Source organism: Acinetobacter sp. 25-47-122 (assembly GCF_056779695.1).
Map to the genome: position 1 here is coordinate 108,258 of NZ_JBWYIJ010000006.1, position 24,521 is coordinate 132,778.

Consider the following 24,521-nt stretch of genomic DNA (forward strand, 5'->3'; position numbering starts at 1 on the left):
TTAATATTGGCTATAGTGTGTAAAATGTGACTGATAAGTTGTCATTCACATGTCTTAGTTTCTTCAAGACGAGTCTGTCCCATCATTGAAAGTCTGACGATTAGATTTGATTTATTTGAATGTGCACAGTATTTAAAATGTCCCATTGATCCACGTGGTAAACCAGAGTCTGGTTGGAAGGTGATCGTATTCTTGCTGGTAACACCACCTTTCCAACTGAAATCACCATATTGGTAATCTGTCGAAGTTGCTTGAATAAGCTTTTCGTGAGGATCGAATTGTTGATTGTGATTCTGATCTAGAAAGATGATAAACCCTTTATGCCATTGACTGTTCTTACACGATTTTAAATCTTGAGAAGCACAGATCATCACAGGGCTTCGGTAACTTACAGCATTGGCTTTAGCTTGGCTGATGGCTTGCCGTACCGTGCTAAGAATTTGCGCCCTTTCTTGATTTTCACGAAATTCATGATAATGAGGGAGTGCTATCATCACAAAAATACTAATAATGACGATCGTGAAAATGAGTTCTAAAAGGGTAAAAGCAAGAGATTTACAATAGGAATACATTTTAAAGCTTCTAGTATTTGTTAATTATTTGAATTTATAGATAATCTTGGTGAAGTTATATTATAAGCTGAAGTGCTAAAAAATGATTACTATCACCTTTGAATGCTGTTAATATACCAAAAATGAAAAGATAAGTTATTCATGCGGATAAATTGAGTAAAAAATTACCGAATTACAACGGAAATTGTAAGTAATTTTGTCAATAATTTACTTGATTAAAGTAATCAAACACTTGGAATTCACTTTAAGTGTTTGTATGATTCAACATGAGTAGCTTAAAAAAAATACTGGGGTATAAAAAAGCCTATCTCAGGAAGCCATAATTATTTTAGGCTGAGCTTGAAAAACAATTGTTATCTCTGGAGGATATCCATGAAATTGAGTCGTATCGCACTTGCTATGCTTGTTGCTGCTCCATTCGCTGCTGCTAATGCTGGTGTAACTGTTACTCCACTATTAGTGGGTTACACATTCCAAGACACTCAACACAACAACGGTGCTGCTGATCACTTATCTGACAGCATTATCGAATTACAAGACGATTTATTCGTTGGTGCTGCGTTAGGTATTGAACTTACTCCATGGTTGGGTTTTGAAGCTGAATATAACCAAGTAAAAGGTGATATCGAAGGCACAATTACTGGTAATGATGTTGGCGAGTACAAGCAAACTCAAATCAATGGTAACTTCTATGTTACTTCTGATTTAATCACTAAGAACTATGACAGCAAAATTAAGCCATACGTTCTTTTGGGTGCTGGTCACTACAAATATGAATACGATGGTGTAAATCTTAAAGATGACGAAGGTACTTTAGGTAATGCAGGTGTAGGTGCTTTCTGGCGCTTAAATGATGCTCTATCTCTTCGTACAGAAGCTCGTGCAACTTATAACATCGACGAAGATTTCTGGAACTACACAGCACTTGCTGGTCTTAACGTAGTTTTAGGCGGTCACTTGAAGCCTGCTGCTGAAGTAGTAGAAGTTGCTCCAGTTCAACCAGCTCCAGCTCCAGTTCAACCAGCTCCACAAGAGTTGACTGAAGATCTTAACATGGAACTTCGCGTATTCTTCGATACGAACAAGTCTAACATCAAAGATCAGTACAAGCCTGAAATTGCTAAAGTAGCTGAAAAATTAAACGAATATCCAAATGCAACTGCTCGTATTGAAGGTCACACTGATAATACTGGTCCACGTGCGTTGAACGAACGTTTATCTTTAGCTCGTGCTAACTCTGTGAAATCTGCTCTTGTAAGCGAATACAACATTGACGCTTCTCGTTTAGCGACTCAAGGTTTCGCTTGGGATCAACCAATTGCTGACAATGCAACTAAAGAAGGTCGTGCGATGAACCGTCGTGTATTCGCTACGATTTCTGGTAGCCGTACAGTAGTTGCTCAACCTGAAGCAGCAGCTCAATAATCTTTACTAGATTGTAAAAAACAGCTCTTAGGAGCTGTTTTTTTTACCCCTTTTTTATAAATGTGATATATTTCACAAAATATAATCAACAACACAATGAGAATAAAGATGAAATATAGCTTGATAGCAGGCTTATGCATTGCTTTAACTTTGGCAGCTTGTACAACGACAAAGACGCAATCAACTAATGGTGTACAAGACTTGGATCAAAAGATACTAATTGAATTAAAACAAGGTCTACCGCTGTATTTTAATCACAATTCCCGTCAAATAGATGTCCGATATGAACCTTATTTAACAGCAGCTTCAAAAATTCTGGCGCAGAATAAAAGTTTTATACTTCAAGTAGATGGGCATACAGATAATCGAGGGTCTATAGCAGCGAATCAAAAAGTATCACTTGAGCGAGCAAATGCTGTCCGTAATGAATTGGTGATGCAATATAATGTTGATCCTAAACAAATTTCGACTCAAGGTTATGGCCCAAATCAGCCAATCGCTGATAACACGACAGAAGAGGGTCGAGCATTGAATCGTCGAGTGAATTTGACCTTAAAAATACAATAAGATCAGAATCTAATAATAAAAAAACAGCTCAATTTGAGCTGTTTTTTTTAGTCTTGTTCGACTTGAATCGGTTTCACATCCATATCTTGATATTGAATCAACTTGGTTTTGTACTTAAACTTATAAACTAACCATATTGCTAAGAATAAGAAGATCCCAATATAAGTAGAGATAACGGCAATCCATTCACCATCTAGTACGGCTTGATAATTTTGACCTAACACCACGATTGCACACAAAACAAAAGCGAACCATGGTGCAAAAGGGAAGAACTTTGCACGATATGCTAGATCTTCTAACTTATACCCTTGAGCCAAATAGCCTTTTCTAAATCGGTAATGAGAGATTGCAATCCCAAGCCATACGATAAAGCCACACATACCAGACATATTTAGAAGCCAATTAAATACTTCCTCTTCACCAATAAATGTCGTCAAGAAGCATAGTGCTGCAATTACTGTCGTAGCATAAAGTGCATTCATTGGAACACCGCGACCATCAAGTTTAGAGAACACTTTAGGTGCACTGCCATTTTTCGCCATATCAAACAGCATTCGCGTGGAAGAGTACATTCCTGAATTTCCGGCAGAAAGGATAGCGGTAAGAATGACCGCATTCATGACACTTGCAGCGAAAGCGAAGCCTGCTTGTTCATAGAGTAGCGTAAAAGGTGATAATGCAATATTTTCATCTGATGCGGCTTGCATTAGACGAGGATCATCATACGAAATCAATGTACCGATAATAAAAATACAAACGATATAGAATAAGAGAATACGCCAGAAGATCTGTTTAATCGCAATAGGAATGGTTTTCTTCGGATCTTTCGACTCACCAGCGGCAACACCAACCATTTCAGTACCTTGAAATGAGAATCCTGCGATCATAGCGACACCAATTAATGCTGACAAACCACCTACAAATGGCGCTTCACCCTTTGACCAATTTGCGAAAGTTGCAACATTGGGTGTCATCATGATTTTGGCAATCATGAAAATACCAATGATGATAAATGCAATGATGGCAAGAACTTTAATGAGTGAGAAAAAGAACTCAGACTCACCAAAACCTTTGACTGTTAAGGCATTAATACCAAAAACGATAGCAAGGAAAATGGCACTCCAATAGAAACCTGGGATATCAGGAAACCAAAATTTCATGATGAATTGAACTGCAACAAGTTCAAATGCGACGGTTATCGCCCAGTTGTACCAATAGTTCCAGCCTAGTGCGAATCCAAACCCACCTTCGACATATTTGGTGCCATAGGTGAAGAAAGCACCTGATGTTGGATTGTGTGTTGCGAGTTCGCCTAAGCTGGTCATGAGGAAGTAAATCATTACGCCAATTAAACAATAGGCAAGTAATGCACCACCAGGGCCAGCATTGGCAATTGTTGCACCCGAAGCTAGGAATAGTCCTGTACCGATAGAACCACCAATGGCGATCATATTAAGATGGCGTGCTCCAAGCTTTCGCTTAAGTTGACCGGTTTCGCTCATCGAAAGTTCCTTATGATTTCTTTTGAGTACTTGCAAACAGTACTTTAAAGCCTTGTTGATCAGTCAAAGTTTCACATTGACCAAAATTTTGCTCAATGAGAGTTGGGTAGTTTAAAAAACGATTTGCCACGATCCAAAGTTCACCACCAGATTTTAGATGGCGACGTGATGTCTTACAAAGATTCTCACTCGCATTGTAATCAGTGTATATACCCTGGTGGAAAGGAGGGTTACTGACGATGGCATGTAAAAATAGTGGCGCATCTTCAATGCCAGTCACAGCTTTGATTTCGAGCTGTTCTGGTGACAAATTATTTTTTTCAAATGTTAGGCGGGTGGAGGCGAGCGCAAAAGCATCCACATCAAGCGCAAAAATACGATTTTTGGGATTCAATTTGGCTAAATATGCACTGATAATGCCAGCACCACAACCGAAGTCAGCGATTTTACCTGAACTCACTCGATTGAGGTAGGGGAGAAATACAGCTGTACCAATATCAAGTTTATTTTGACTAAATACACCAGGTAAAGCATAAATCTGTAATTCGCCATTCGGTGTTTGAATTGTATATTGTTGAGCCCAATTTTCTAAAGCTCGAGGCGTAGGAGTCTGATCGATAATTAATTGCCACATTTGACAATGACGAGCGCTGTCTAGTTTGACACATTTGCCAAATGGAGCGAGTTGTTTTGCTGCTCGTTCAACGCCACCTTTTTTTTCACCCACAAGAAAAATTGATCCACCAAGACCGAGTTTTAATACCACACTGTGTAGTAAGTAATTCAAAAGCTCTTTGGCTTTAGGCACAAAAACAATAACTTGATCATATTCTGCTTCAGGGATATCCGTCCCAAAATGAACAGGAATATTTTGATTTTGGAAAAATAGAAAGTCGTTATAATTCGATGTCCATACTGAAGCCTGAATATTTTTATCGAGCTGAGTGCTTAAGTCATCAGTTGGTGCATTGACTAATAATATTCGACCTTTCAGAAAGTTATGTTGACGAATAACAACTTCACTTTGAGGAACCATATATTTCTCCACAGAATAAAAGAGCCCAGACAATGCTGGGCAGTCTTTGATTCAATCTAAATTATTTCTTTGCTTCAGGTAGAACGAAGTTCAAGATCAAGGCTGCAATGCCGCCAGTTGCTACACCAGAGCTAAATATATTACGAATGAGTTCAGGCATATGTTCAAGAATCTGTGGAACTTGAGCAACACCTAAACCAAGAGCAAGTGAAATTGCAATAATAAGCAATGCACGGCGGTCAAGCTGAATACCAGAAAGGATATTAATCCCTGATGCTGCAACAGCCCCAAACATCACCATGACAGCGCCCCCCAGTACAGCTTGAGGAACAGCTTGGATGATGGCAGCCACTGCTGGTAGTAAACCCAAAATAACTAATAGAGCAGCGATCCATATACCCACGTGGCGACTAGCGACACCAGTTAATTGGATTACTCCGTTGTTTTGAGCAAAAACAGAACTCGGGAAAGTATTAAATAAGCCTGCGAGTAAGGAGTTTGCACCGTTGACGAGTACACCACCTTTAATGCGCTCCATCCATTTCGGACCATCAACAGGCTGATTAGACAACTTAGAGGTCGCGGTGATATCACCAATCGCCTCTAATGAAGTAACCAGATAAATAAATGCCATTGGTATAAATAAACTCCAAGAGAAGTCTAAGCCAAAGTGCATTGGTGTAGGGATTTGAACCAAAGGTGCATTTTCTAAGCCAGAAAAATCTAAATGGCCCATGAAGCCTGCTAGCGCATAACCTACGATCAGTGCAATTAATATCGCACTACTCTTAACCCATGTAACATTTAAGCGGTTTAAGAGAATGATTAATGCCAAAACAGTACAAGACATAATGAGATTGTCTGTATTGGCAAAAGTGTTATTCCCCATCGCTTGGTAACCACCACCCATTGAGATTAAACCTTCTTTAATCAACGTTAAGCCAATGAGAAGTACAACAATACCAGTCACAAGTGGAGTAATGAGTTTTTTCACCCATGGTAATATGCGTGAAACTCCCATTTCAATGAATGAGCCTGCAATCACGACACCAAAAATTGAACCCATAACAGTTTCAACTGGAGTTCCCGCGGCAACCATTGCTGAGCCAATCCCAATAATAGGACCGATAAAGTTAAAACTTGTACCTTGAACAATTAGTAAGCCTGCACCGAAAGGACCAACCTTTTTACTTTGTAAGAATGTCGCAATACCTGAAATCACCAATGACATGGAGAGGATCATGTTTGTATCTTCTTTAGAAACACCTAAAGCCAAACAGATCAATAGACCAGGAGTAACAATCGGAACAATAATGGCAAGTAAATGCTGAATGGCAGCGAGAAAAGCGATGAACGGTTTTGGTTTATCGTCTAAACCATAAACAAGATCGAGTTTCGGTTCTTGAGATTGGTCGGGAGCAGACATGGTCTATACCATCTAGATTAAGCGAAAGTGCCGACATTCTAATCGAGTTGCATGCGTTTACAAAACCGAAACATAACCATTCGTCAAAAAAAAATGAAATTGTAAAGAAACAGTCACTATAAAAGTTTAGGATTTTTCTGTATAATTTGCCCTCAAATTTAAAGCGTATCGAATTTACATGTCAGATATTAAAACTCTCCGTAATATTGCCATCATCGCACACGTCGACCATGGTAAAACGACTCTTGTCGACAAACTTTTACAACAATCAGGTGCTTTGGGTGAACGCGCGGGTGAGATCGAGCGTGTCATGGATTCAGGCGCTATTGAAAGTGAACGTGGTATTACCATTCTTGCAAAAAACACTGCAATCAAATGGTTAGATAAACGTACTGATACTGAATACCGTATCAATATCGTGGATACCCCGGGACACGCCGACTTCGGTGGTGAAGTTGAACGTGTAATGTCGATGGTTGACTGTGTACTTCTTTTGGTAGACTCACAAGAAGGTCCAATGCCACAAACTCGTTTCGTAACGCAAAAAGCGTTCGCACGTGGTTTGAAACCAATCGTAATTATCAACAAAGTTGACAAGCCTAATGCGCGTCCTGACTGGGTAATCGATCAAGTATTCGATTTATTTGATAACCTTGGTGGTACTGACGAACAGTTAGACTTCCCTGTGGTTTATGCTTCTGGTCTTCGTGGTGTAGCAGGTCCTTCACCAGAAGAATTGGCTGAAGACATGACTCCGTTGTTCCAAACAATCGTAGACATCGTTGAGCCGCCAGCAGTGGATGTTGATGGTCCATTCCAAATGCAAGTGTCTTCACTTGACTATAACAGCTTCGTTGGTGTTATTGGTGTGGGTCGTATCCAACGTGGTTCAGTGAAATTGAACACACCTGTAACGGTAATCGACAAAGATGGTAAAACACGTAACGGTCGTATCTTAAAAATCATGGGTTACCATGGTTTGGAGCGTATTGACGTTGAATCTGCTTCTGCAGGTGACATCGTATGTGTAACAGGTATGGACGAACTTCATATCTCTGACACGATTTGTGATCCTAAACATGTTGAAGCATTGCCACCGCTTTCTGTAGATGAGCCTACAGTATCGATGACATTCCAAGTTAACAACTCACCATTCGCCGGTAAAGAAGGTAAGTTTGTGACCTCACGTAACATCCGTGAACGTCTTGATCGCGAATTAATTCACAACGTAGCACTTCGTGTAGAAGATACTGACAGTCCTGACCGTTTTAAAGTGTCGGGCCGTGGTGAACTTCACCTTTCGGTATTGATCGAAAACATGCGTCGTGAAGGCTTCGAGATGGGTGTATCTCGTCCGCAAGTAATCTTGAAAGAGATTGACGGCGAAATGCAAGAGCCATACGAAAACGTAACATTTGACGTAGAAGAACAGCATCAAGGTGCTGTAATGGAACAAATGGGTAACCGTAAAGGTGAAATGACCAATATGGAAGTCGACGGTAAAGGTCGTATTCGTATTGAAGCAACTGTACCTTCACGTGGCTTGATTGGTTTCCGTTCAGAATTCATGACCATGACTTCAGGTACTGGGATCATGACCTCAAGTTTCTCGCACTATGGACCAATGAAACAAGGTTCTGTTGCAAAACGTCAAAACGGTGTGTTGATTTCTATGGTTCAAGGTACATGCTTGGGCTATGCATTGTTCAGTTTACAAGACCGTGGTCGTCTATTCGCTAAACCTCAGTTAGAAGTTTACGAAGGTATGATCATTGGTATCAACTCTCGTTCAGACGATATGGTTGTAAACCCAACTAAAGCGAAACAATTAACAAACGTTCGTGCATCAGGTACTGATGATGCATTAACACTTGTTCCTGCGATTGAATATACGTTAGAACAAGCACTTGAATTTATTCAAGATGATGAGCTTGTTGAAGTTACACCTAAATCAATTCGTATTCGTAAGCGTTGGTTGACTGAAAACGAACGTAAACGTAATAAATCTTAATTGATTTAAATAAAAAAACCGCTCTTTTGAGCGGTTTTTTTATATCTTGACTCCATCATTCAATAGATGAAATAAAAGTTGTTGAATTGTTGTAGTTGATTCGGTCAAGATCTTGTTTATTTAAACAGAGATACTTATGATTTTGGTGGAAAACCAACGAGTTTGGACGGAAATATCATTAAGAATAATGTATATTATGTCACATTAATGCATAGAAAAATTTTGGAGAAAAAATGAGCATTATTAAAGAGTTTAAAGAATTTGCCGTGAAAGGCAATGTAATGGATCTGGCGGTCGGTGTGATCATTGGTGGGGCGTTTGGTAAAATCATCGATTCAATGGTGAAAGATGTCATCATGCCAATTATCAGTTGGATCTTAGGCGGTGATGTTGATTATTCAAACTGGTTTGTTGTATTAGGCGATAATCCAAATAACCTTACAACGCTTGCTGCCGCTCAAGAAGCGGGTTTAAATGTTTTGGCTTACGGTAATTTCTTGACGATTCTCATCAACTTTATCCTGCTTGCATGGGTGGTATTCTGGTTAGTGAAATTGATGAATAAAATGCGTCGTAAGCAAGAGGAGGAAGCTCCAGCACCTGAAGCTACTCCAGAAGATATTGAATTACTTCGTGAAATTCGTGACGAATTAAAACGTAAAGGTTAATGCTTTTACAATGAAAACGGCGCTAAATGCGCCGTTTTTTATATCTCATCATTTTTTTTAAATCCCCCTTTGTCAAAGGGAGGCTGGGAGGTATTGATTCTTAGCTCTCCCTTGCGAAGCGATGCTTCTCATCTCCTAAAAGGAGAGGGAAATCCAAGAAGTTTAAAAATCCATACGAAATTTAATTTCGAGTAAATGCCAGCCGAATTGACTCTTAATTGGTCCATGTAATTCACGTTCAGCCAAACTAAAAACTGCCTTATCGATAGGACCAACCAATTGTCCTTTCTTAACCTCACCTAATTCCCCTCCTTTTTTTCCTGAGGGACAAGTTGAGTGTTGCTTAGCAATTTTAGTAAAATCAGCACCTTCTTTAAGCTTTTGTTTAAGTTGGATACACAGGTCTTTATCTTTGACTAAAATATGCCGAACAATTGCTGATTTCATTTGGATTTTACCTTTGATACAGGATTCTTTGAGGCTTGAGGTCGCTTAAGCGGTTGACACTCAGGGCAAAAAACAGAAGCACGTTGCCCGAGTTTAATATTTTCTAAAGTTGTTTCACAGTTGATGCACATTTCACCAGCGCGCCCATAAGCCAATAGCGTTTGTTGAAAGTAGCCATTTTCGCCCATGGCATTGGTGTAATCACGTAAAGTAGATCCGCCTAAATCAATTGCTTGCTTAAGGATTCGTTTGATTTCAATGACAAATTTTTCAATTTGTGGCCGTGTAAGACTAGAGGCGGGTTGTGCAGGATGAATGCCCAAATTAAACAGACTTTCAGTTGCGTAAATATTTCCAACACCCACAACAATGTGGTTATCCATAATTGCAACTTTGACTGCAACGCTCTTATTTTTAAATTTCTGCTCTAGATAGTCAGCATTGAAAGATTCACTTAAAGGTTCAGGTCCAAGCGTATCTAAAAGTTTGGTTTGAGCATGATCATCTAGCCATAAAATGCAACCAAAACGACGAGGATCGTGGTAGCGTAATTGGATATCATCGAATTGTATGATGAAATGATCATGTTTTCTCAGCGCATCACGTGAATCGCTTAAACGAAAGCTTCCTGACATTCCCAAGTGCCATAACATGGTCGCATTTTCAAATTGTGCCAAAATATATTTGGATCGACGTGTTAGCCCTATCAGTCGTTGACCGACCAATTGATTTACATCATTTGGTATAGGCCATCTCAGACTTGAATTATTGACTTGAACAGAAAGTACTTTTTGATTCAGCAAAGGGAGCAAGCTGGTTTTAGTGGTTTCAACTTCAGGTAATTCAGGCATGGAAACTCTGTTAAATGGGCGAGTAGAAAAATATTGGGTTATATGAGGATATTGCAAGCAGCATCGAGTGAACTACAAGATATTACGCTTGAACAGAATATGATACACAATCCATCTAGTGCCTTCATGGTTAAGTTTTAAAATGTTTTTTAAAGCATTCAATGATGAAATGAACTTAGATGATTTATCACGTAAATGCGTTGTACACTGTTACAAATAAATCAATTTAAAATCAGGGAGATTCAGTGTGGCAAAATTATTTGAGCCAATTCAATTCGGAAATTTATCACTCAAAAATAGAATTATTATTGCTCCCATGTGTCAGTATTCTGCGAATGAAGCAGGGGAGCATAGTTTTTGGCACGAACAACAATGGGCGAGTTATGCATTGTCGGGTGCTGGATTATATATTATTGAAGCAACTGCGGTACAAGCTGTAGGTCGTATCAGCTTTGCAGATTTAGGGTTGTGGAATGATTTACAACGTGCACAATTAAAAGCATTGATTGATAAGGTAAAAGCGATTGCTCCAACGCCAATCGCCATTCAGTTAGCGCACGCGGGACGTAAAGCTTCAACTGATAAACCATGGTTGGGACGTGGTCAATTCTCATCGAATCATGAACATGGCTGGCAAACGGTATCTGCAAGTGATTTACCATTTAATCCAGATGATCAGGCTCCTCATGAATTAAGTATCGAGGAAATCAAAAAAATTATCGATAACTTTGCAACTGCAGCAGTCAGATCTGTAGATGCAGGTTTTGATCTCATCGAAGTCCACGCGGCTCATGGTTATCTATTACATCAATTTATGTCCCCTTTATCTAATCGAAGAACAGATGAATATGGTGGAAGTTTTGAGAATCGCATTCGTCTAACTTTAGAGGTTTTTCAGGCGATCAAAAATGCTGTTCCAGACAACTATCCAATCGGTGTTCGTTTGTCTGCAACAGACTGGATGGAGCAAGAAAAGGGATGGGATATTGATGACTCAATTGGGTTATCAAAGGCATTAGAAAAACTTGGTGCAGTTTATATCCATGCATCATCTGGTGGATTACATGTCGATCAAAATATTCAGATTGGTCCTAATTACCAAGTTCCATTTGCGGAAGCAATCAAGAAACACGTAGACATTCCAGTGATTGCTGTTGGGCTGATCACTGAACCTCAACAGGCGGAAGATGTTTTACAACAAGGCAAAGCTGATGCAATCGGGCTCGCAAGGGCAATACTATTTAATCCAAGGTGGCCATGGCATGCTGCTGCTCAATTAAAAGCAGAGGTTGAAATTAGTCCGCAATATTTACGATGCCAACCGCATGATGTGAAATCATTATTTAAGCCATATGCTGATAGATAAAATAGGCATAAAGGTATACTTAAAAAGTCATCCTGGGTAATGACGGCTGTTGTATGATAATTTGACTAACTCATACAATAGCTAGGGATGCTAAGTCATGGTTTTATCGGTCATTATTCCGATTTTTTTACTGCTTTTTTCGGGATATGCTTCGGTTAAACTGAATTTACTTAGCAAAGAGCAAGTCTCCATTGTCGGTACATTCGTCATTCGAGTCGCTTTACCTGCTCTATTTTTACAAGCGCTTTCATCAAAAGATCTTGATGCGATATGGCAACCTGAACTTTTTTACAGTTATATTGTGGTGACCGCCTTTGTATTTGCAATCGCTTTAGGGATTTTGGTAAAGCATTTTAAAAACAATTTAAGTGATGCTGCCATCCTCTCGATTGGAGCGTCAATGTCTAATACTGGACTACTTGGTACGGCCATTTTAAGTCTATTGATTGGTCATATTGCGCTTGCTTTTACTTCTTTAATTGTAATTATCGAAAGTGTTTTTCTTGTTCCAGCAGCTTTATTTATTGCGGGCTTGCAAGCTCAAAATCAGCAAGCAGTACTCAATACATTAAAAAATAACTTTATAAACTTATGTAAAAATCCATTGTTTATTGGTGTGGTAATCGGAATTTTGTGCGCGGTTTTTCAGGTTAAACTGCCGCATTATATAGATCAAGTTTTCTTAATGATTGGTCAGACGGCATCTCCTTTGGCGTTATTTGTGATTGGCGGGAGCGTCGCAGGTTTAACCTTAAAATATGTCAACCAGCAGAGTCTTTATATTGTTCTATCATCCAACTTTATTTTTCCAATACTCATGTATTTGACTCTACGATTTATTGCTCAAGCACCGATGGATATCGTGTATGTAGGGACATTGATTGCAGCTTTACCTACACCTGCATTATTTGGAATGTTGGGACAAGCATATGGACTCAATGATCGTGCAATTACACCTTTATTGATGAGTACAGTGATTGGATTTATTGTGACTGCTGGATTAATTATTTTATGGTGGTAATTGAATAAAACTTAGAATGTAATCATAAATATCCTTTTCATATAAGAAAACCCTATCTTGCGATAGGGTTTTTGTTTTTGAGCATCGGTTTAAAATTTAAATTAATGCTTAAGATTTAGCTTTCGTATTTGCTGCAGGTTTTTTTGCATTCTCAGCAATCAGTTTGTTCACGATCGCTAGATTTTCTTTGGCTTGAGGAATATTTTCATCTGCTAAAGCACTAAATATTTTTTTTGCCTCAGGTAGGTTTTGCGGAACGATATTTCCGTTTACGAACATGTTACCAATGGCCATAAGCGCAGGGATGTATCCTTTTTTACCTAAATCTTGAATGCTCGCTAAACCTTTTTTCACAGGCGCTTCAGTTTTGGTTTTGAAGCCTAATGAAATATCGTATAAAGCACGAGCATGAATGGCTGGATAACTTCCTTTCTTAATTAAAGGATCAAGTTTTTGTAACGCGAGCTTATCAGATTGTTCTTTACCTTCAGAGAACAGCAGAACCGCAGATTCAACAATCGCATCTTCAAAACCTTGAGCTGCAGCTTTATCTAGGTATTCACGAGATTTTTTTTCATTTTTGGTCAGACCCAAGCCACCAGTGGCATAGTTTTGCGCCAATACATAATTGGCTAGAGGATAGCCTGCAGTGCCAGCTTGTTCATAAAGTTGTACTGCTTTTTTGTTGTCTTGTTTGGTTCCTTGACCAGCTTGGGTCAGATATGCCAAGTTATAAGTCGCTTGAGGATTCCCAGCTTTTGATAAGCGTTCAAGTTCTTGGTAGGCCGCATTGTAATTCTTTGCTTGAATCAGTTCCTGTACTTTGCTGAATGCAGGATCGACTGGTGCGGCAGCGAAGCTAAATGAGGTGGCAACAGCGAGTAAAGCACCACATAATATTTTTTTCATAATTGTTTTATACCTATCTTAAAAGCAACCCTATTTATTTGATGTAAATAGAGTTTTATACCATTTAATCATAGTCCGAATTATGTGAATGTAAATATAGAATATGTATACATCCTTCAAATTTAGCTTCGCTTTGTGAATAAAGTGTGATTATTGCAATGTGTGCATATAAACGATACTGGATTTATGTTGTTCAGCCTTGAATATATGGATTTAACCAAAATTTTAATGCACTAGTAGTTCTTCAATGGTTTTGCTTAAATACGCATTGTGCAATGAGGTGGTCAACGATGTTTATAAAAGGCATTAAACGTAATTACGATAAAGTTTTTCAAGATGATTCAATCCCAGATGATCAAAAGATAGATGCGCTCTTATTGAAACTTGGCGAGCAGTATTTGGTGAGTCAGGAGAATCGAGTGTATGTATTCCAAAAAGGTGATTTAACCGTAAAGTTTGATGCTAAACACGCGAGAGCATTTCATTTTAAAGATTATGTGGTGAAGGATATGAATAAACTATTTCATGGCTTTTAGAATAAACCTCCTAGCGATATAGGAGGTTTTTTTATGAGTCATCTCTCAATCGATTGAGAGTTAAAATCTATTCTATCTAATGCCTTGGTCTTATTTTCATATCTTTATCAATAAAAACTCTTTATTATAAAACGATACGAAACGTATCGTTTTATTTGGGGATTTCATGACAAGCAAAGATAAAAGTGCACGACGCCGATCATGTATTTTAGCTTCAGTCAAACAGGCTTTGAATGAAGTGGAATATCACCAACTGACAGTAGAAGACATTGCTTCACGTGCTGGGGTGGGAAAGTCGACTATTTATCGATGGTGGTCACATAAATCTGAATTGGTTCTAGACACGTTTAAGGAGCTCACACTCTCAATTTTTGAGTTTGATCCAGAACTCGACCTTGAACAAAATCTTAATCAACAATTGCTTCGTTTGGCTAAGGCTTTAGATCATCCAGTGGGACGTGCAATGTTGGTGGTTATGGCGAATCATCGTGAATTGGCTGCAACATTCTTCAAGCAATATTTATTACCTAAACGAGTTCAACTGCATCAACTGATCCAACAGGCGATTGAGGCGGGGGAGCTGATTGAACATGATCACTATGATTTGGTGCTTGATCGACTCTATGGTCCTATTCATTACCAAATTATTTTCTTTAATCATTTGCCTGATGAGCACTATATCCGTCAATTGGTCAAACTGAGTTTAGATCCATTACGCCCTCACGCCTAAACATTAATGCGACAAGAGTAGATTTTCATGAGTGTAACCGTCGAACGACTTTGGAATCGTTCATTTATCTTGTGTGTATTAAATAATTTATTTGTTTTTATTTACTACTTTGCCATGTTGGCTGTCCTTCCGATTTACATTGTGAAGGACTTAGCGGGATCAGTTCAAGAAGCAGGATTAGCGTTAACGCTTTTTCTCGCCTCATCAATAGCAGTACGACCATTTTCAGGCATGATCATTCAAAAAATGGGTAAGCGACTCACTATGCGTGGATCGAGCACGTTTTTTGCGGTCTTTGCATTTGCTTATTTATTCATTGATAACATGTGGTCATTGTTGCTTATACGATTTTTACATGGGATATGGTTTAGTGTGTTGACCACTGTGGCTGTTCCAGTCGCGAATGACTTTATTCCTGAGCATCGTAAAGGTGAAGGCATGGGCTATTATGTGATGTCCACTAACCTAGGTGTGGTATTTGGACCGTTAATTGCGCTTACCACGATTCAATTTTATAGCTTCCAAATTTTATTCGGTGCTCTCGCGGTGCTCATCAGTGTAGGTCTAATTTTTAGCTGGTTATTAAATATTCCAGCGAATCAGATACCTCAGCAACATAAAATGAATAAAAAAGGATTTAAGCTAGACGATTTTCTTGAGCCTAAAGTTTTTGCTGTAAGTGGTGTTGCTTTACTTACAGCTTTTGCTTACTCGAGTATTACCAGTTTTATTACGGTTTATAGTGAGAGCAAACAACTGCTGGCGTACACCAGTGTATTTTTTATATTGTTTGCGGCGTCGATGTTAATTGTAAGACCTTGGGTTGGTAAAATTTATGATCGTCAAGGTCCGAGTGCTGTTATCGTTCCTTCTTTTATATTTTTTGCGATTGGGCTTGTGGTCGTAACATTAGTCAATAATCAATGGATGTTGTGGTTATCTGCAATTTTTATTGGAATTGGATATGGCTCAGTATTTCCTTGTTTGCAAACGCTCACCATTCAAACTGTAGATAAACAACGGATGGGGCATGCAATATCAACATTCTTTATTTGTTTTGATATTGGTCTGGCAGTTGGTTCAGTTGTAATGGGATTAGTTATCGCACAATGGAGCTTTGAATTTATGTACTTGTGCTGTGCAGTGTTGGTGATTTTGACTCTATTGTTTTATCAAAAATATGTTTCTAAAAAGATGATTGAGAAGATTGAGTAAATTGCATTTGGGGTTTGATAACTCTTAGATTAAAAAAGCCTCCGTTAAGGAGGCTTTCTAATTAAGCTACTTTTTTCTTGGTGACGTGGACTTTTTGTTTTGCATCTCGAGCGAGGAAATAGTAGAACGTTCCACCTAAAAATGCACCGATGAACCAGTTAAATGGTGCTAAAACTTGCAACAAAGGTACAAGGGTAAACGTCAAGCAAATCACAACAGCTGGTGCAAGTGCCCCAATTGCTTTTGGATTAAATCCATTTCGATACCAATATGCGCCATCCTTTTTGTCGTTAAAAAGATCCTCAACAATCACTTGCTGTTTTTTAACAAAATAGAAATCGGCAATTAATATCCCGAATAAAGGACCAATAAATGCAGCCAATACATCGAGGGTATAATGAATCAGTTCAGGAGAGTTAAATAAATTCCAAGGTGTAATGAGAACTGAACCGACCGCTGCGATCATACCGGCACTTCTAAAACTGAGTTTCTGTGGGAAAATATTAGAAAAATCAAACCCAGCAGAAACGAAATTCGCCACGATATTAATACCAATAGTGGCAGTCAATACTGTTAATAAGCCCAAAACAACTGCGAAAGTATTATCAATCATTGCGACTGTTTCTAGCGGGTCAGTCACCATTTTGCCGAATAAGCTATAAGTTCCTGAAACAATTATCACAGTGATTAATGAGAAGAAAATAAAGTTAAATGGAAGTCCCCAGAAATTACCTTTTTTAACCTGTTGCATTGATTTTCCATAACGCGAAAAATCACCAAAATTGAGTAAAGGACCTGAAAAATAAGAAACGACCAAAGCAATTGCAATAATGGTTTGTGTAACTTGTTCAGAGGTGGTGAGCGTTTTCGAGCCTAAATTGAAAGAAATATTTGACCAGCCCACTTGTGCAACTAACCAAGCTGCAAGCGCAAACATGACCACATATACTAATGGTCCAGCCCAATCAATAAATATACGAATCGCATTCATTCCTTTCCAAAAGACTAAAGCCTGTAAAACCCACATCAATCCAAAACAGATCCAACCAATCGCTGAAAGTCCTGCAAAACTGATTTCTGATAAAGGTATCAAGCTTGGGAAAAACTTGAGCGCGACGATCATGAGTGCATTTGAAGCGAGCCAAGTTTGAATACCGTACCATGCTAAGGCAATGATTCCCCGAATAAGTGCGGGGATATTTGCCCCGAACACACCAAAGGATTGTCTTGCGATGACCGCATAAGGTACGCCAGAGACTTGGCTGGGTTTTGCGACTAAATTTGCAGCAATTTGTACAATTACAATACCGACAATTAAGGCGAAAAACACTTGCCAGCTTGCAAGACCGAGTGCGAATAAAACTCGCAGCTACGACATATCCCCCCATACTATGAACATCAGACATCCAAAATGAAAAAATGTTGTACCAAGACCAATTTTGTTTTGCGGGTGCAAGATCGGCATTGGTTAATTTAGGACTATAATTTTCTTGATTCATTTTAATATTCACATTGTTTCGCTACTTTGTTCTGAGCAGAAACTATGCCAAATGATAAAATAATAAATATAAGATATTGTTATTTAATAAAATATTTTATATTTCTCTTTTGGTTTGAAAATTGCTAGATCTTTATGTTCAATTTTTTATTGCAATTTTTTGTTGATAAAAAAACTAATATTTTCTTATGAAATTCAAAGTGTAACGATCTTATGTCTCTAAAAATTCAAGTGATCAATCCCAATACGAGTGCTGCAATGACAGAAGTTATTGGTCAAGCAGCCCAAAATGTAGCAAATATGGGTACAGAAATCTTAGCAGTATGTCCAAAAAAGGGCGTAGCCTCAATTGAGGGGCATTATGATGAAGCAATATCTGCCATCGGTGTTTTGGATTTAATCCAACAAGGTAAAGAATTAAACGTTGATGGTCATATTATTGCGTGTTTTGGTGACCCTGCCTTACATGCAGCACGTGAACTTGCCGAAGCACCTGTAATAGGAATTGCTGAAGCTGCATTTCATATGGCGACCTTGGTCGCGACCAAGTTTTCAATTGTCACTACATTGGCACGGACGAAAATCATCGCTGAGCATTTATTGAATGAGTATGGGTTTAGAGATCATTGTGCTCAAATACGTTGTATTGATTTACCTGTTTTGGCTTTAGAGCAAGATCCTGATTTTGCGTATCAACAACTTTTAGTGAGCTGTACTCAAGCTAAAAATAATGATGGAATTGGCGCGATTGTACTGGGTTGTGGAGGCATGGCTGAAATGGCAGAGCGAGTTAGTGCAGAGCTGAATATCCCGATTATTGATGGTGTACGTGCTGCGGTTAAGTTGGTTGAGGGTTTACATGGTATGGGCCTCAAAACCAGTAAGTGGGGAGATTATGATTTTCCGCGAAAAAAATGATAAAGAACTGACTTTGAAGTGAAAAGGATTTTAGTCGCATCTTCAAAAGATCTAATTTTAGATATAAAAAAATAGGGATTTAGATTTCATGAAGAATACCAAACTGTCATATTGATTAGTTTGGCATTCTTCCTTTATGTCGTCTAAATTAGTATTTCAATAATTATTTCAAGCTTACTGTGGTCTAGCCACATCACCATTTAAATACTCAGGCAAATCTAAAACAGTCACGTCTAACTCTGCTAATGCTTCAGGACGTGCCACCACCAAAGCGATATAACCGTTTTCGAAAGGCGCACTATTGACGACTTGTACACTTTTATCGAGTTGTTCAGCTTCTGCAGGTACAGCACCTGTACCCTGAATTAAATGTAACCACGCTTTCGGTTTAGCTTTAAACCATAAACGTGCAATCACTTCCTGACCCAAGTAACAACCCTTGTCATAGTGAACGCCTTCACGTTGATGTAAACGAAGTTCTTGGGGTTGGAACACGTGTTCTATGACTTGATCAATGTAAGCTTGACCATGTTGAATAGCTTGAACTTGCCAAGCGGCAATATCTGTTACTTCTGCTGAGAACGTTGTGGTGTCACCTTGAAGCGTAGGATAGACCTGACCTGATTCTTCAAGTTTCATTTTGGAAAAAGCACCAAATTTTTTAATGTGTTTAGAAAATTCTTCAGCTTGATCTTGAGTGGTGACAATGACAAAGCTTTCAGGATTCAGCTTTGTTAGCCATAAACCAAAGTGAATTCGACCTTTTAAATCACAAATTGCTGTGTAGCGCGTGATATTTTCTTCAAGGCGTTCAACATGCAACGTCACTTGACCTTGTAAAAATTTTTGAGCATCCACGCCATTAAGCGTAAATGAGGAGAAAGATAAATTGTTCATTTTCTATGCTCGAATCTGAATCTAATACTAAAGAATTATCCCAATTTTCCACTATTTTTCAAAAAAAAGCACATAACTGCTAATTTAACTGCGTTATTTGAAACAAAATATTTCAAAAACCCTGTTTTTTACACCTAAATGTATGAAATATATAAGATTTGGGAAATGGACTTTCAGCAGTGTACTATGCCAACACAAATGATGAAGTCTCATCAACAACAAAATGTTTAGAAAGTTTAGAAAAAAGATGCTCAAGGCAAGGCAGGAACGCGATGAATAACAACTACCGTAAACCACTGCAAGGTACCCAGCTCGAATATTATGATGTGCGTCAAGCCGTTGAGGATATTCAGCCAGGCGCATACGCAAAACTCCCATATACTTCTAAAGTGCTTGCAGAGCAATTGGTACGCCGTTGCGATCCTGCAATTTTAGAGCAGTCTCTTAAAGAATTAATCTTTAATAAACAAGACCACGATTTCCCTTGGTATCCAGCACGTGTGGTCTGCCACGATATTTTAGGTCAAACAGCATTGGTGGACCTTGCAGGTTTGCGTGATGCGATTGCTGATCAAGGTGGAGACCCATCTAAAGTCAATCCTGTAGTACCAACTCAGTTGATTGTCGATCACTCACTCGCAGTCGAGTACGGTGGTTTTGATCCTGATGCATTTGAGAAAAATCGTGCGGTGGAAGACCGTCGTAACGAAGACCGTTTCCATTTTATTGAATGGACCAAAACGGCATTTGAAAATGTTGATGTAATCCCTGCGGGTAATGGCATCATGCATCAAATCAACTTGGAGAAAATGTCACCGGTAATTCAAAACCGTGGTGGCGTAGCTTTCCCTGATACGTGTGTGGGTACAGATTCACATACCCCACATACCGATGCTTTAGGTGTCATTTCAATTGGTGTCGGTGGTTTAGAAGCTGAAAATGTCATGCTTGGTCGTGCATCTTGGATGCGTTTACCTGACATTATTGGTGTAGAGCTTGTTGGTCAGCGTAAGCCGGGCATTACGGCAACTGATATTGTATTGGCTTTAACAGAGTTCTTGCGTAAAGAGCGTGTAGTCGGTGCTTATTTAGAGTTCTTTGGTGAAGGTGCAGACACCATGTCGATTGGTGACCGTGCGACCATCTCAAACATGACACCTGAGTATGGTGCAACGGCTGCGATGTTCTACATCGACCAAAACACCATTGATTATTTAACGCTGACAGGTCGTGAGCCTGAGCAAGTGAAGCTTGTAGAAACCTACGCCAAAGAAATTGGTCTGTGGGCAAGTGATATGACCAAAGCTGAGTACCCACGTGTACTTCGTTTTGATTTATCAACCGTAACTCGTAACATTGCAGGGCCATCAAACCCACATGCACGTGTATCTACAAGTGATTTAAAAGCGAAAGGCATTGCAGGCAATTTAGAAGCAGCACGTGCTCAAGAAGCAGAAGGCTTAATGCCTGATGGTGCAATCATCATCGCGGCAATTACATCATGTACCAATACCTCTAACCCACGTAATACAGTGGCAGCAGGCTTGCTTGCTCGTAAAGCGAATGAGTTAGGCTTAGTGCGTAAGCCGTGGGTGAAATCATCTTTTGCACCGGGTTCTAAAGCCGCAGCATTGTATTTAGAAGAAGCAGGTGTACTCGGTGATTTAGAAAAACTTGGTTTTGGTATTGTGGCGTATGCATGTACCACATGTAACGGGATGTCAGGTGCGTTAGATCCAAAAATCCAGCAAGAAATTATCGACCGTGACCTCTACGCAACGGCTGTTTTATCAGGTAACCGTAACTTCGATGGTCGTATCCACCCGTATGCAAAACAAGCATTCTTGGCATCGCCTCCGCTCGTAGTTGCATATGCCATTGCAGGTACGATTCGTTTTGACATTGAAACGGATGCTTTAGGTCATGATAAAGATGGCAACCCAATTTACCTCAAAGACATTTGGCCATCTGATGAAGAAATTGATGCACTGGTAAAAGTTGCGGTAAAACCTGAGCAATTTAAGAAAGTGTATATCCCAATGTTTGATTTGGGTGAGAAAGTTCAAGCGGCAAGCCCATTGTATGATTGGCGTCCGCAAAGTACTTATATCCGCCGTCCGCCATATTGGGAAGGCGCACTTGCTGCACCACGCACTTTAGCCAATATGCGTCCGCTTGCGATTTTAGGCGATAACATTACAACGGATCATTTATCACCATCGAATGCGATTATGATGGATTCGGCAGCAGGTGAATATCTACATAAAATGGGCGTTCCTGAGGAAGACTTTAACTCATACGCAACGCACCGTGGTGACCACTTAACGGCACAACGTGCGACATTTGCGAATCCGAAATTGTATAACGAAATGGTGGTACGTTCGGACGGTACGATTAAGCAAGGTTCAAAAGCGCGTGTAGAGCCTGAAGGCGAAGTAATGCGTATGTGGGAAGCCATTGAAACCTACATGAACCGTAAACAGCCTTTGATCATTGTGGCAGGTAAAGACTACGGTCAAGGTTCTAGCCGTGACTGGGCTGCGAAAGGTGTTCGCCTTGCAGGGGTTGAAGCGATTGTGGCAGAAGGTTTCGAGCGTATTCACCGTACCAACTTGGTCGGTATGGGTGTGTTACCGCTTGAGTTTAAGGCAGGAACTGACCGTAAAAATTTAGGTTTGGATGGTACTGAGCTGTATAGCGTGATTGGTAACATCGCACCTCGTTCGACTTTGACGCTTGTGATTGAGCGTGCAACGGCTGATGGCAAAAATCAAACCATTGAAGTGCCTGTGACATGCCGTTTAGATACCGAAGAAGAAGTTTCTGTGTATGAAGCGGGTGGGGTATTACAACGCTTTGCGCAGGATTTCTTGGAAGGGAATGTGGCTTGATGATTTCAGCTAAAAGTATTTGATATTGTTTAAAAAAAGCCCTACTGTTAAGTGGGGTTTTATTTTGAGAATACTATGATAGAAGAATCATTGACGGCTTTAGTTTCTGAGTTAATAAAACAATTTACTTCGCCAATATATAGTGGATTAAAAAATCTTACGAAAGAGACAAATAATAAGATAAAAGTTACTTTGGGGTCTTGTTTTACGGATTACTTACTTAGAAATTATGAAAGGTATTCAAAAACTAAAACTCTATTATATAGAGAAATGCCTGTAAAATTAAAAGATTTTTATGTAAGAACCGATTTGAGAATTAATTCAAAACTTGTAGATGAAAATAAATTTATTGATGAAATAGAAAAAAATAAGCGCTTAATAATTTTAGGTGGTGCGGGTTGTGGTAAATCAACTTTTTGTAAGAGTTTGTTTTTAGAGTTAATTGAAAAGCCTGTTGGTGTTTTTCCAATTTTTATTGAGTTAAGATATTTAAATAATTCTTCTGAAAAGTCTTTGTATAACTTTATTTTAAACTCAATGATTAATATAAACCCATCCTTTAATAAAGAGCAACTTGATTATGCTTTAAAATTAGGGAAAGTTTTATTTATTCTTGATGGTTTTGATGAGGTCAACAATGAGGAAAGAGAGCACATAGAAAAAGAAATACTACGTTTATCCAATAACTATCATGGTATTAGAATTTTGATATCTAGTCGTTATGATAGTAGATTTTCATCATGGGAAGAATTTTATCAATATCATGTTGAAGATTTAGATAAAAATAAAGCACTTACTCTTATCAATAAATTGGATTATGATAGGCAAGTAAAGCAAGCATTTACAAAAGAGCTCGATAATAAGCTATACGAATCTCATGAAAGTTTTGCTTCTAATCCTTTATTATTAACTATGATGCTTTTGACATATGAGCAAATAGCTGAAATTCCGAATAAAATTCATTTATTTTATGAGCAAGCATTTTTAACATTATTTAATAAGCATGACTCACTAAAAAGTTTGTATAAGCGCAAATCTTATACTCAATTACCATTAGATGATTTCAAACGATGTTTAGAAGCTTTTTGCTTGTTAAGTTATACTGATAGGTTATACTATTTTGAAGAGGAAAAAATAACTAAATATCTTAATAACTCGATAAAACTTTCGGGAGTTAAGACGAATTCAGAAAGCTTTTTAAATGATTTACTTGATTCGGTTTGTATCCTGCAAAGGGATGGACTTGGTTTTACATTTACACATAGATCATTTCAAGAATATTTTTCAGCACAGTTTTTAGTGAACAAATCAATCGAAGGAAAAATAAAAATATTTGATAAAATTTTTTCTTTAAGTTGGACTGATAATGTAATTAGTATGCTTTATGATATTAATCCGGAATTGCTTGAAAAAGAATGGATAATTCCAAAATCAGAAAAAATAATCTCAGATATTGATGGCTTAAAGCATGATTTTCTTTTAACTTTAAATAAAATGTATTCATCGATAAATGTATCTTTTGATGATGATGAAAATGAAAGTGTTCTTACATATGGGACGGGTGATTCAATGAAAAAACATGGGTTTTTTTGTTTTTTTGTTATAAGGTTGTATAGTCAAGAATATAAAAGTTTTAATAATTCTATTAAGAAAAATATTGCTGAAAAAGAATTTAAAGATGAGTTGATTGATTATATTAATATGGATGGAGATATAGATTTAGATAATATACAAAAAATTGATCCGTATGCTAGAAAATTAATCGAAAAGTCAGGTGTTTTCAATGATTTACTCAAAAATATAGAATTTTTGAAACATATAATTGATTCACGCAAGAAAAAATATTTACTACAAGATCACGATATTATGTCTTTGATTTTTAATGGATGAAAAAGTTGAAAAAAGTACAATTCAAGTTGATACGAATTTATAAAAAAGATTTTTTAAAATCTCTTTCTGAAATGCCTTCAAATTTTTTATAGCTATCACATAATAGATGAGTATCCACAAGAAAGAGAAGATCTCTTAACGGATA

Annotated in this window: 20 protein-coding genes and 1 pseudogene; 12 read left to right on the top strand and 9 right to left on the bottom strand. The window is 38.3% G+C overall.

Annotated elements, in window-relative coordinates; all coding sequences use genetic code 11:
* Positions 1 to 41: 41 nt before the first annotated feature.
* The gene (locus tag AC1M9P_RS07385) at positions 42 to 572 is read right to left on the bottom strand and encodes a GspH/FimT family pseudopilin (RefSeq protein WP_481587191.1); all 531 of its coding nucleotides are present in this window, start codon (positions 570 to 572) and stop codon (positions 42 to 44) included.
* Positions 573 to 944: 372 nt separating this feature from the next.
* Here AC1M9P_RS07385 and omp38 point away from each other — a divergent pair, with 372 nt between their 5' ends.
* Positions 945 to 1,997, top strand: coding sequence for an outer membrane protein Omp38 (gene omp38, locus AC1M9P_RS07390; RefSeq protein ID WP_035265534.1), 1,053 nt, complete (start codon positions 945 to 947; stop codon positions 1,995 to 1,997).
* A gap of 108 nt (positions 1,998 to 2,105) precedes the next feature.
* Positions 2,106 to 2,564 carry an OmpA family protein gene (locus AC1M9P_RS07395; protein ID WP_481587192.1) on the top strand — a complete coding sequence of 153 codons (459 nt, stop codon included), beginning with the start codon at positions 2,106 to 2,108 and terminating at the stop codon, positions 2,562 to 2,564.
* A 47-nt stretch (positions 2,565 to 2,611) separates the two neighbouring features.
* Here AC1M9P_RS07395 and AC1M9P_RS07400 read toward each other — a convergent pair whose 3' ends face one another.
* The 3 genes from AC1M9P_RS07400 to AC1M9P_RS07410 form a co-directional block, all read right to left on the bottom strand.
* The gene (locus AC1M9P_RS07400; RefSeq protein WP_481587193.1) at positions 2,612 to 4,066 is read right to left on the bottom strand and encodes an amino acid permease; all 1,455 of its coding nucleotides are present in this window, start codon (positions 4,064 to 4,066) and stop codon (positions 2,612 to 2,614) included.
* A 10-nt stretch (positions 4,067 to 4,076) separates the two neighbouring features.
* The gene (locus tag AC1M9P_RS07405) at positions 4,077 to 5,102 is read right to left on the bottom strand and encodes a methyltransferase (protein WP_481587194.1); all 1,026 of its coding nucleotides are present in this window, start codon (positions 5,100 to 5,102) and stop codon (positions 4,077 to 4,079) included.
* A 61-nt stretch (positions 5,103 to 5,163) separates the two neighbouring features.
* Positions 5,164 to 6,528 carry a uracil-xanthine permease family protein gene (locus tag AC1M9P_RS07410; RefSeq protein ID WP_035270592.1) on the bottom strand — a complete coding sequence of 455 codons (1,365 nt, stop codon included), beginning with the start codon at positions 6,526 to 6,528 and terminating at the stop codon, positions 5,164 to 5,166.
* A gap of 178 nt (positions 6,529 to 6,706) precedes the next feature.
* On the opposite strand from AC1M9P_RS07410, the gene typA reads away from it, so the two are divergent.
* Together typA and mscL are read left to right on the top strand one after the other, a co-directional pair.
* Positions 6,707 to 8,539 carry a translational GTPase TypA gene (typA, locus tag AC1M9P_RS07415; RefSeq protein WP_035270590.1) on the top strand — a complete coding sequence of 611 codons (1,833 nt, stop codon included), beginning with the start codon at positions 6,707 to 6,709 and terminating at the stop codon, positions 8,537 to 8,539.
* A gap of 233 nt (positions 8,540 to 8,772) precedes the next feature.
* Complete coding sequence (mscL, locus tag AC1M9P_RS07420; protein WP_035270698.1) at positions 8,773 to 9,207, top strand: large conductance mechanosensitive channel protein MscL; 435 nt, start codon at positions 8,773 to 8,775, stop codon at positions 9,205 to 9,207.
* A 162-nt stretch (positions 9,208 to 9,369) separates the two neighbouring features.
* Here the strand turns inward: mscL and AC1M9P_RS07425 are convergent, their stop codons facing one another.
* Both AC1M9P_RS07425 and mutM read right to left on the bottom strand, forming a co-directional pair.
* Positions 9,370 to 9,654 carry a peptidylprolyl isomerase gene (locus AC1M9P_RS07425; RefSeq protein ID WP_481587195.1) on the bottom strand — a complete coding sequence of 95 codons (285 nt, stop codon included), beginning with the start codon at positions 9,652 to 9,654 and terminating at the stop codon, positions 9,370 to 9,372.
* On the bottom strand, positions 9,651 to 10,505 hold the full coding sequence (gene mutM / locus AC1M9P_RS07430) for a bifunctional DNA-formamidopyrimidine glycosylase/DNA-(apurinic or apyrimidinic site) lyase (protein WP_481587196.1): 855 nt from the start codon (positions 10,503 to 10,505) through the stop codon (positions 9,651 to 9,653). Before mutM ends, AC1M9P_RS07425 begins: the two co-directional genes overlap by 4 nt.
* Positions 10,506 to 10,752: 247 nt before the next feature.
* Between mutM and AC1M9P_RS07435 the strand changes: the two genes are divergently transcribed.
* Together AC1M9P_RS07435 and AC1M9P_RS07440 are read left to right on the top strand one after the other, a co-directional pair.
* Positions 10,753 to 11,871: an NADH:flavin oxidoreductase/NADH oxidase gene (locus AC1M9P_RS07435; protein WP_481587197.1), complete on the top strand. Its 1,119-nt coding sequence runs from the start codon at positions 10,753 to 10,755 to the stop codon at positions 11,869 to 11,871.
* 97 nt (positions 11,872 to 11,968) lie between these two features.
* Positions 11,969 to 12,892 carry an AEC family transporter gene (locus AC1M9P_RS07440; protein ID WP_481587198.1) on the top strand — a complete coding sequence of 308 codons (924 nt, stop codon included), beginning with the start codon at positions 11,969 to 11,971 and terminating at the stop codon, positions 12,890 to 12,892.
* A 108-nt stretch (positions 12,893 to 13,000) separates the two neighbouring features.
* On the opposite strand, the gene AC1M9P_RS07445 is transcribed toward AC1M9P_RS07440, so the two are convergent.
* Positions 13,001 to 13,801, bottom strand: a complete 801-nt coding sequence (locus AC1M9P_RS07445) for a tetratricopeptide repeat protein (RefSeq protein ID WP_092767509.1) — start codon at positions 13,799 to 13,801, stop codon at positions 13,001 to 13,003.
* 290 nt (positions 13,802 to 14,091) lie between these two features.
* On the opposite strand from AC1M9P_RS07445, the gene AC1M9P_RS07450 reads away from it, so the two are divergent.
* The 3 genes from AC1M9P_RS07450 to AC1M9P_RS07460 all read left to right on the top strand — a co-directional run bounded on the left by AC1M9P_RS07450 (position 14,092) and on the right by AC1M9P_RS07460 (position 16,282).
* Positions 14,092 to 14,337, top strand: a complete 246-nt coding sequence (locus AC1M9P_RS07450; protein ID WP_481587199.1) for a hypothetical protein — start codon at positions 14,092 to 14,094, stop codon at positions 14,335 to 14,337.
* 166 nt (positions 14,338 to 14,503) lie between these two features.
* Complete coding sequence (locus AC1M9P_RS07455; RefSeq protein ID WP_481587200.1) at positions 14,504 to 15,067, top strand: TetR/AcrR family transcriptional regulator; 564 nt, start codon at positions 14,504 to 14,506, stop codon at positions 15,065 to 15,067.
* Between the two features lie 27 nt (positions 15,068 to 15,094).
* Entirely contained in the window at positions 15,095 to 16,282 is a 1,188-nt protein-coding gene (locus AC1M9P_RS07460) for an MFS transporter (protein ID WP_481587201.1), read from the top strand.
* A gap of 61 nt (positions 16,283 to 16,343) precedes the next feature.
* On the opposite strand, the pseudogene AC1M9P_RS07465 reads toward AC1M9P_RS07460, so the two are convergent.
* A pseudogene (locus tag AC1M9P_RS07465) lies at positions 16,344 to 17,781 on the bottom strand (NCS1 family nucleobase:cation symporter-1).
* A gap of 212 nt (positions 17,782 to 17,993) precedes the next feature.
* Between AC1M9P_RS07465 and AC1M9P_RS07470 the strand changes: the two are divergent.
* Positions 17,994 to 18,698 carry an aspartate/glutamate racemase family protein gene (locus tag AC1M9P_RS07470; RefSeq protein WP_481587202.1) on the top strand — a complete coding sequence of 235 codons (705 nt, stop codon included), beginning with the start codon at positions 17,994 to 17,996 and terminating at the stop codon, positions 18,696 to 18,698.
* 174 nt (positions 18,699 to 18,872) lie between these two features.
* Here AC1M9P_RS07470 and ygfZ read toward each other — a convergent pair whose 3' ends face one another.
* Positions 18,873 to 19,595, bottom strand: a complete 723-nt coding sequence (ygfZ, locus tag AC1M9P_RS07475) for a CAF17-like 4Fe-4S cluster assembly/insertion protein YgfZ (RefSeq protein ID WP_481587203.1) — start codon at positions 19,593 to 19,595, stop codon at positions 18,873 to 18,875.
* Between the two features lie 272 nt (positions 19,596 to 19,867).
* Here ygfZ and acnD point away from each other — a divergent pair, with 272 nt between their 5' ends.
* Together acnD and AC1M9P_RS07485 are read left to right on the top strand one after the other, a co-directional pair.
* Positions 19,868 to 22,486 carry a Fe/S-dependent 2-methylisocitrate dehydratase AcnD gene (acnD, locus tag AC1M9P_RS07480; protein WP_481587204.1) on the top strand — a complete coding sequence of 873 codons (2,619 nt, stop codon included), beginning with the start codon at positions 19,868 to 19,870 and terminating at the stop codon, positions 22,484 to 22,486.
* 75 nt (positions 22,487 to 22,561) lie between these two features.
* Positions 22,562 to 24,376, top strand: coding sequence for an NACHT domain-containing protein (locus AC1M9P_RS07485; RefSeq protein ID WP_481587205.1), 1,815 nt, complete (start codon positions 22,562 to 22,564; stop codon positions 24,374 to 24,376).
* Positions 24,377 to 24,521: the final 145 nt, after the last annotated feature.

Excerpts from the sequence above, each read along its gene's own strand:
- AC1M9P_RS07385 (WP_481587191.1), bottom strand. The coding sequence starts at position 572 with ATGTATTCCTATTGTAAATCTCTTGCTTTTACCCTTTTAGAACTCATT.
- omp38 (WP_035265534.1), top strand. The coding sequence starts at position 945 with ATGAAATTGAGTCGTATCGCACTTGCTATGCTTGTTGCTGCTCCATTC.
- AC1M9P_RS07395 (WP_481587192.1), top strand. The coding sequence starts at position 2,106 with ATGAAATATAGCTTGATAGCAGGCTTATGCATTGCTTTAACTTTGGCA.
- AC1M9P_RS07400 (WP_481587193.1), bottom strand. The coding sequence starts at position 4,066 with ATGAGCGAAACCGGTCAACTTAAGCGAAAGCTTGGAGCACGCCATCTT.
- AC1M9P_RS07405 (WP_481587194.1), bottom strand. The coding sequence starts at position 5,102 with ATGGTTCCTCAAAGTGAAGTTGTTATTCGTCAACATAACTTTCTGAAA.
- AC1M9P_RS07410 (WP_035270592.1), bottom strand. The coding sequence starts at position 6,528 with ATGTCTGCTCCCGACCAATCTCAAGAACCGAAACTCGATCTTGTTTAT.
- typA (WP_035270590.1), top strand. The coding sequence starts at position 6,707 with ATGTCAGATATTAAAACTCTCCGTAATATTGCCATCATCGCACACGTC.
- mscL (WP_035270698.1), top strand. The coding sequence starts at position 8,773 with ATGAGCATTATTAAAGAGTTTAAAGAATTTGCCGTGAAAGGCAATGTA.
- AC1M9P_RS07425 (WP_481587195.1), bottom strand. The coding sequence starts at position 9,654 with ATGAAATCAGCAATTGTTCGGCATATTTTAGTCAAAGATAAAGACCTG.
- mutM (WP_481587196.1), bottom strand. The coding sequence starts at position 10,505 with ATGCCTGAATTACCTGAAGTTGAAACCACTAAAACCAGCTTGCTCCCT.
- AC1M9P_RS07440 (WP_481587198.1), top strand. The coding sequence starts at position 11,969 with ATGGTTTTATCGGTCATTATTCCGATTTTTTTACTGCTTTTTTCGGGA.
- AC1M9P_RS07445 (WP_092767509.1), bottom strand. The coding sequence starts at position 13,801 with ATGAAAAAAATATTATGTGGTGCTTTACTCGCTGTTGCCACCTCATTT.
- AC1M9P_RS07450 (WP_481587199.1), top strand. The coding sequence starts at position 14,092 with ATGTTTATAAAAGGCATTAAACGTAATTACGATAAAGTTTTTCAAGAT.
- AC1M9P_RS07455 (WP_481587200.1), top strand. The coding sequence starts at position 14,504 with ATGACAAGCAAAGATAAAAGTGCACGACGCCGATCATGTATTTTAGCT.
- AC1M9P_RS07460 (WP_481587201.1), top strand. The coding sequence starts at position 15,095 with ATGAGTGTAACCGTCGAACGACTTTGGAATCGTTCATTTATCTTGTGT.
- AC1M9P_RS07470 (WP_481587202.1), top strand. The coding sequence starts at position 17,994 with ATGTCTCTAAAAATTCAAGTGATCAATCCCAATACGAGTGCTGCAATG.
- ygfZ (WP_481587203.1), bottom strand. The coding sequence starts at position 19,595 with ATGAACAATTTATCTTTCTCCTCATTTACGCTTAATGGCGTGGATGCT.
- acnD (WP_481587204.1), top strand. The coding sequence starts at position 19,868 with ATGAATAACAACTACCGTAAACCACTGCAAGGTACCCAGCTCGAATAT.
- AC1M9P_RS07485 (WP_481587205.1), top strand. The coding sequence starts at position 22,562 with ATGATAGAAGAATCATTGACGGCTTTAGTTTCTGAGTTAATAAAACAA.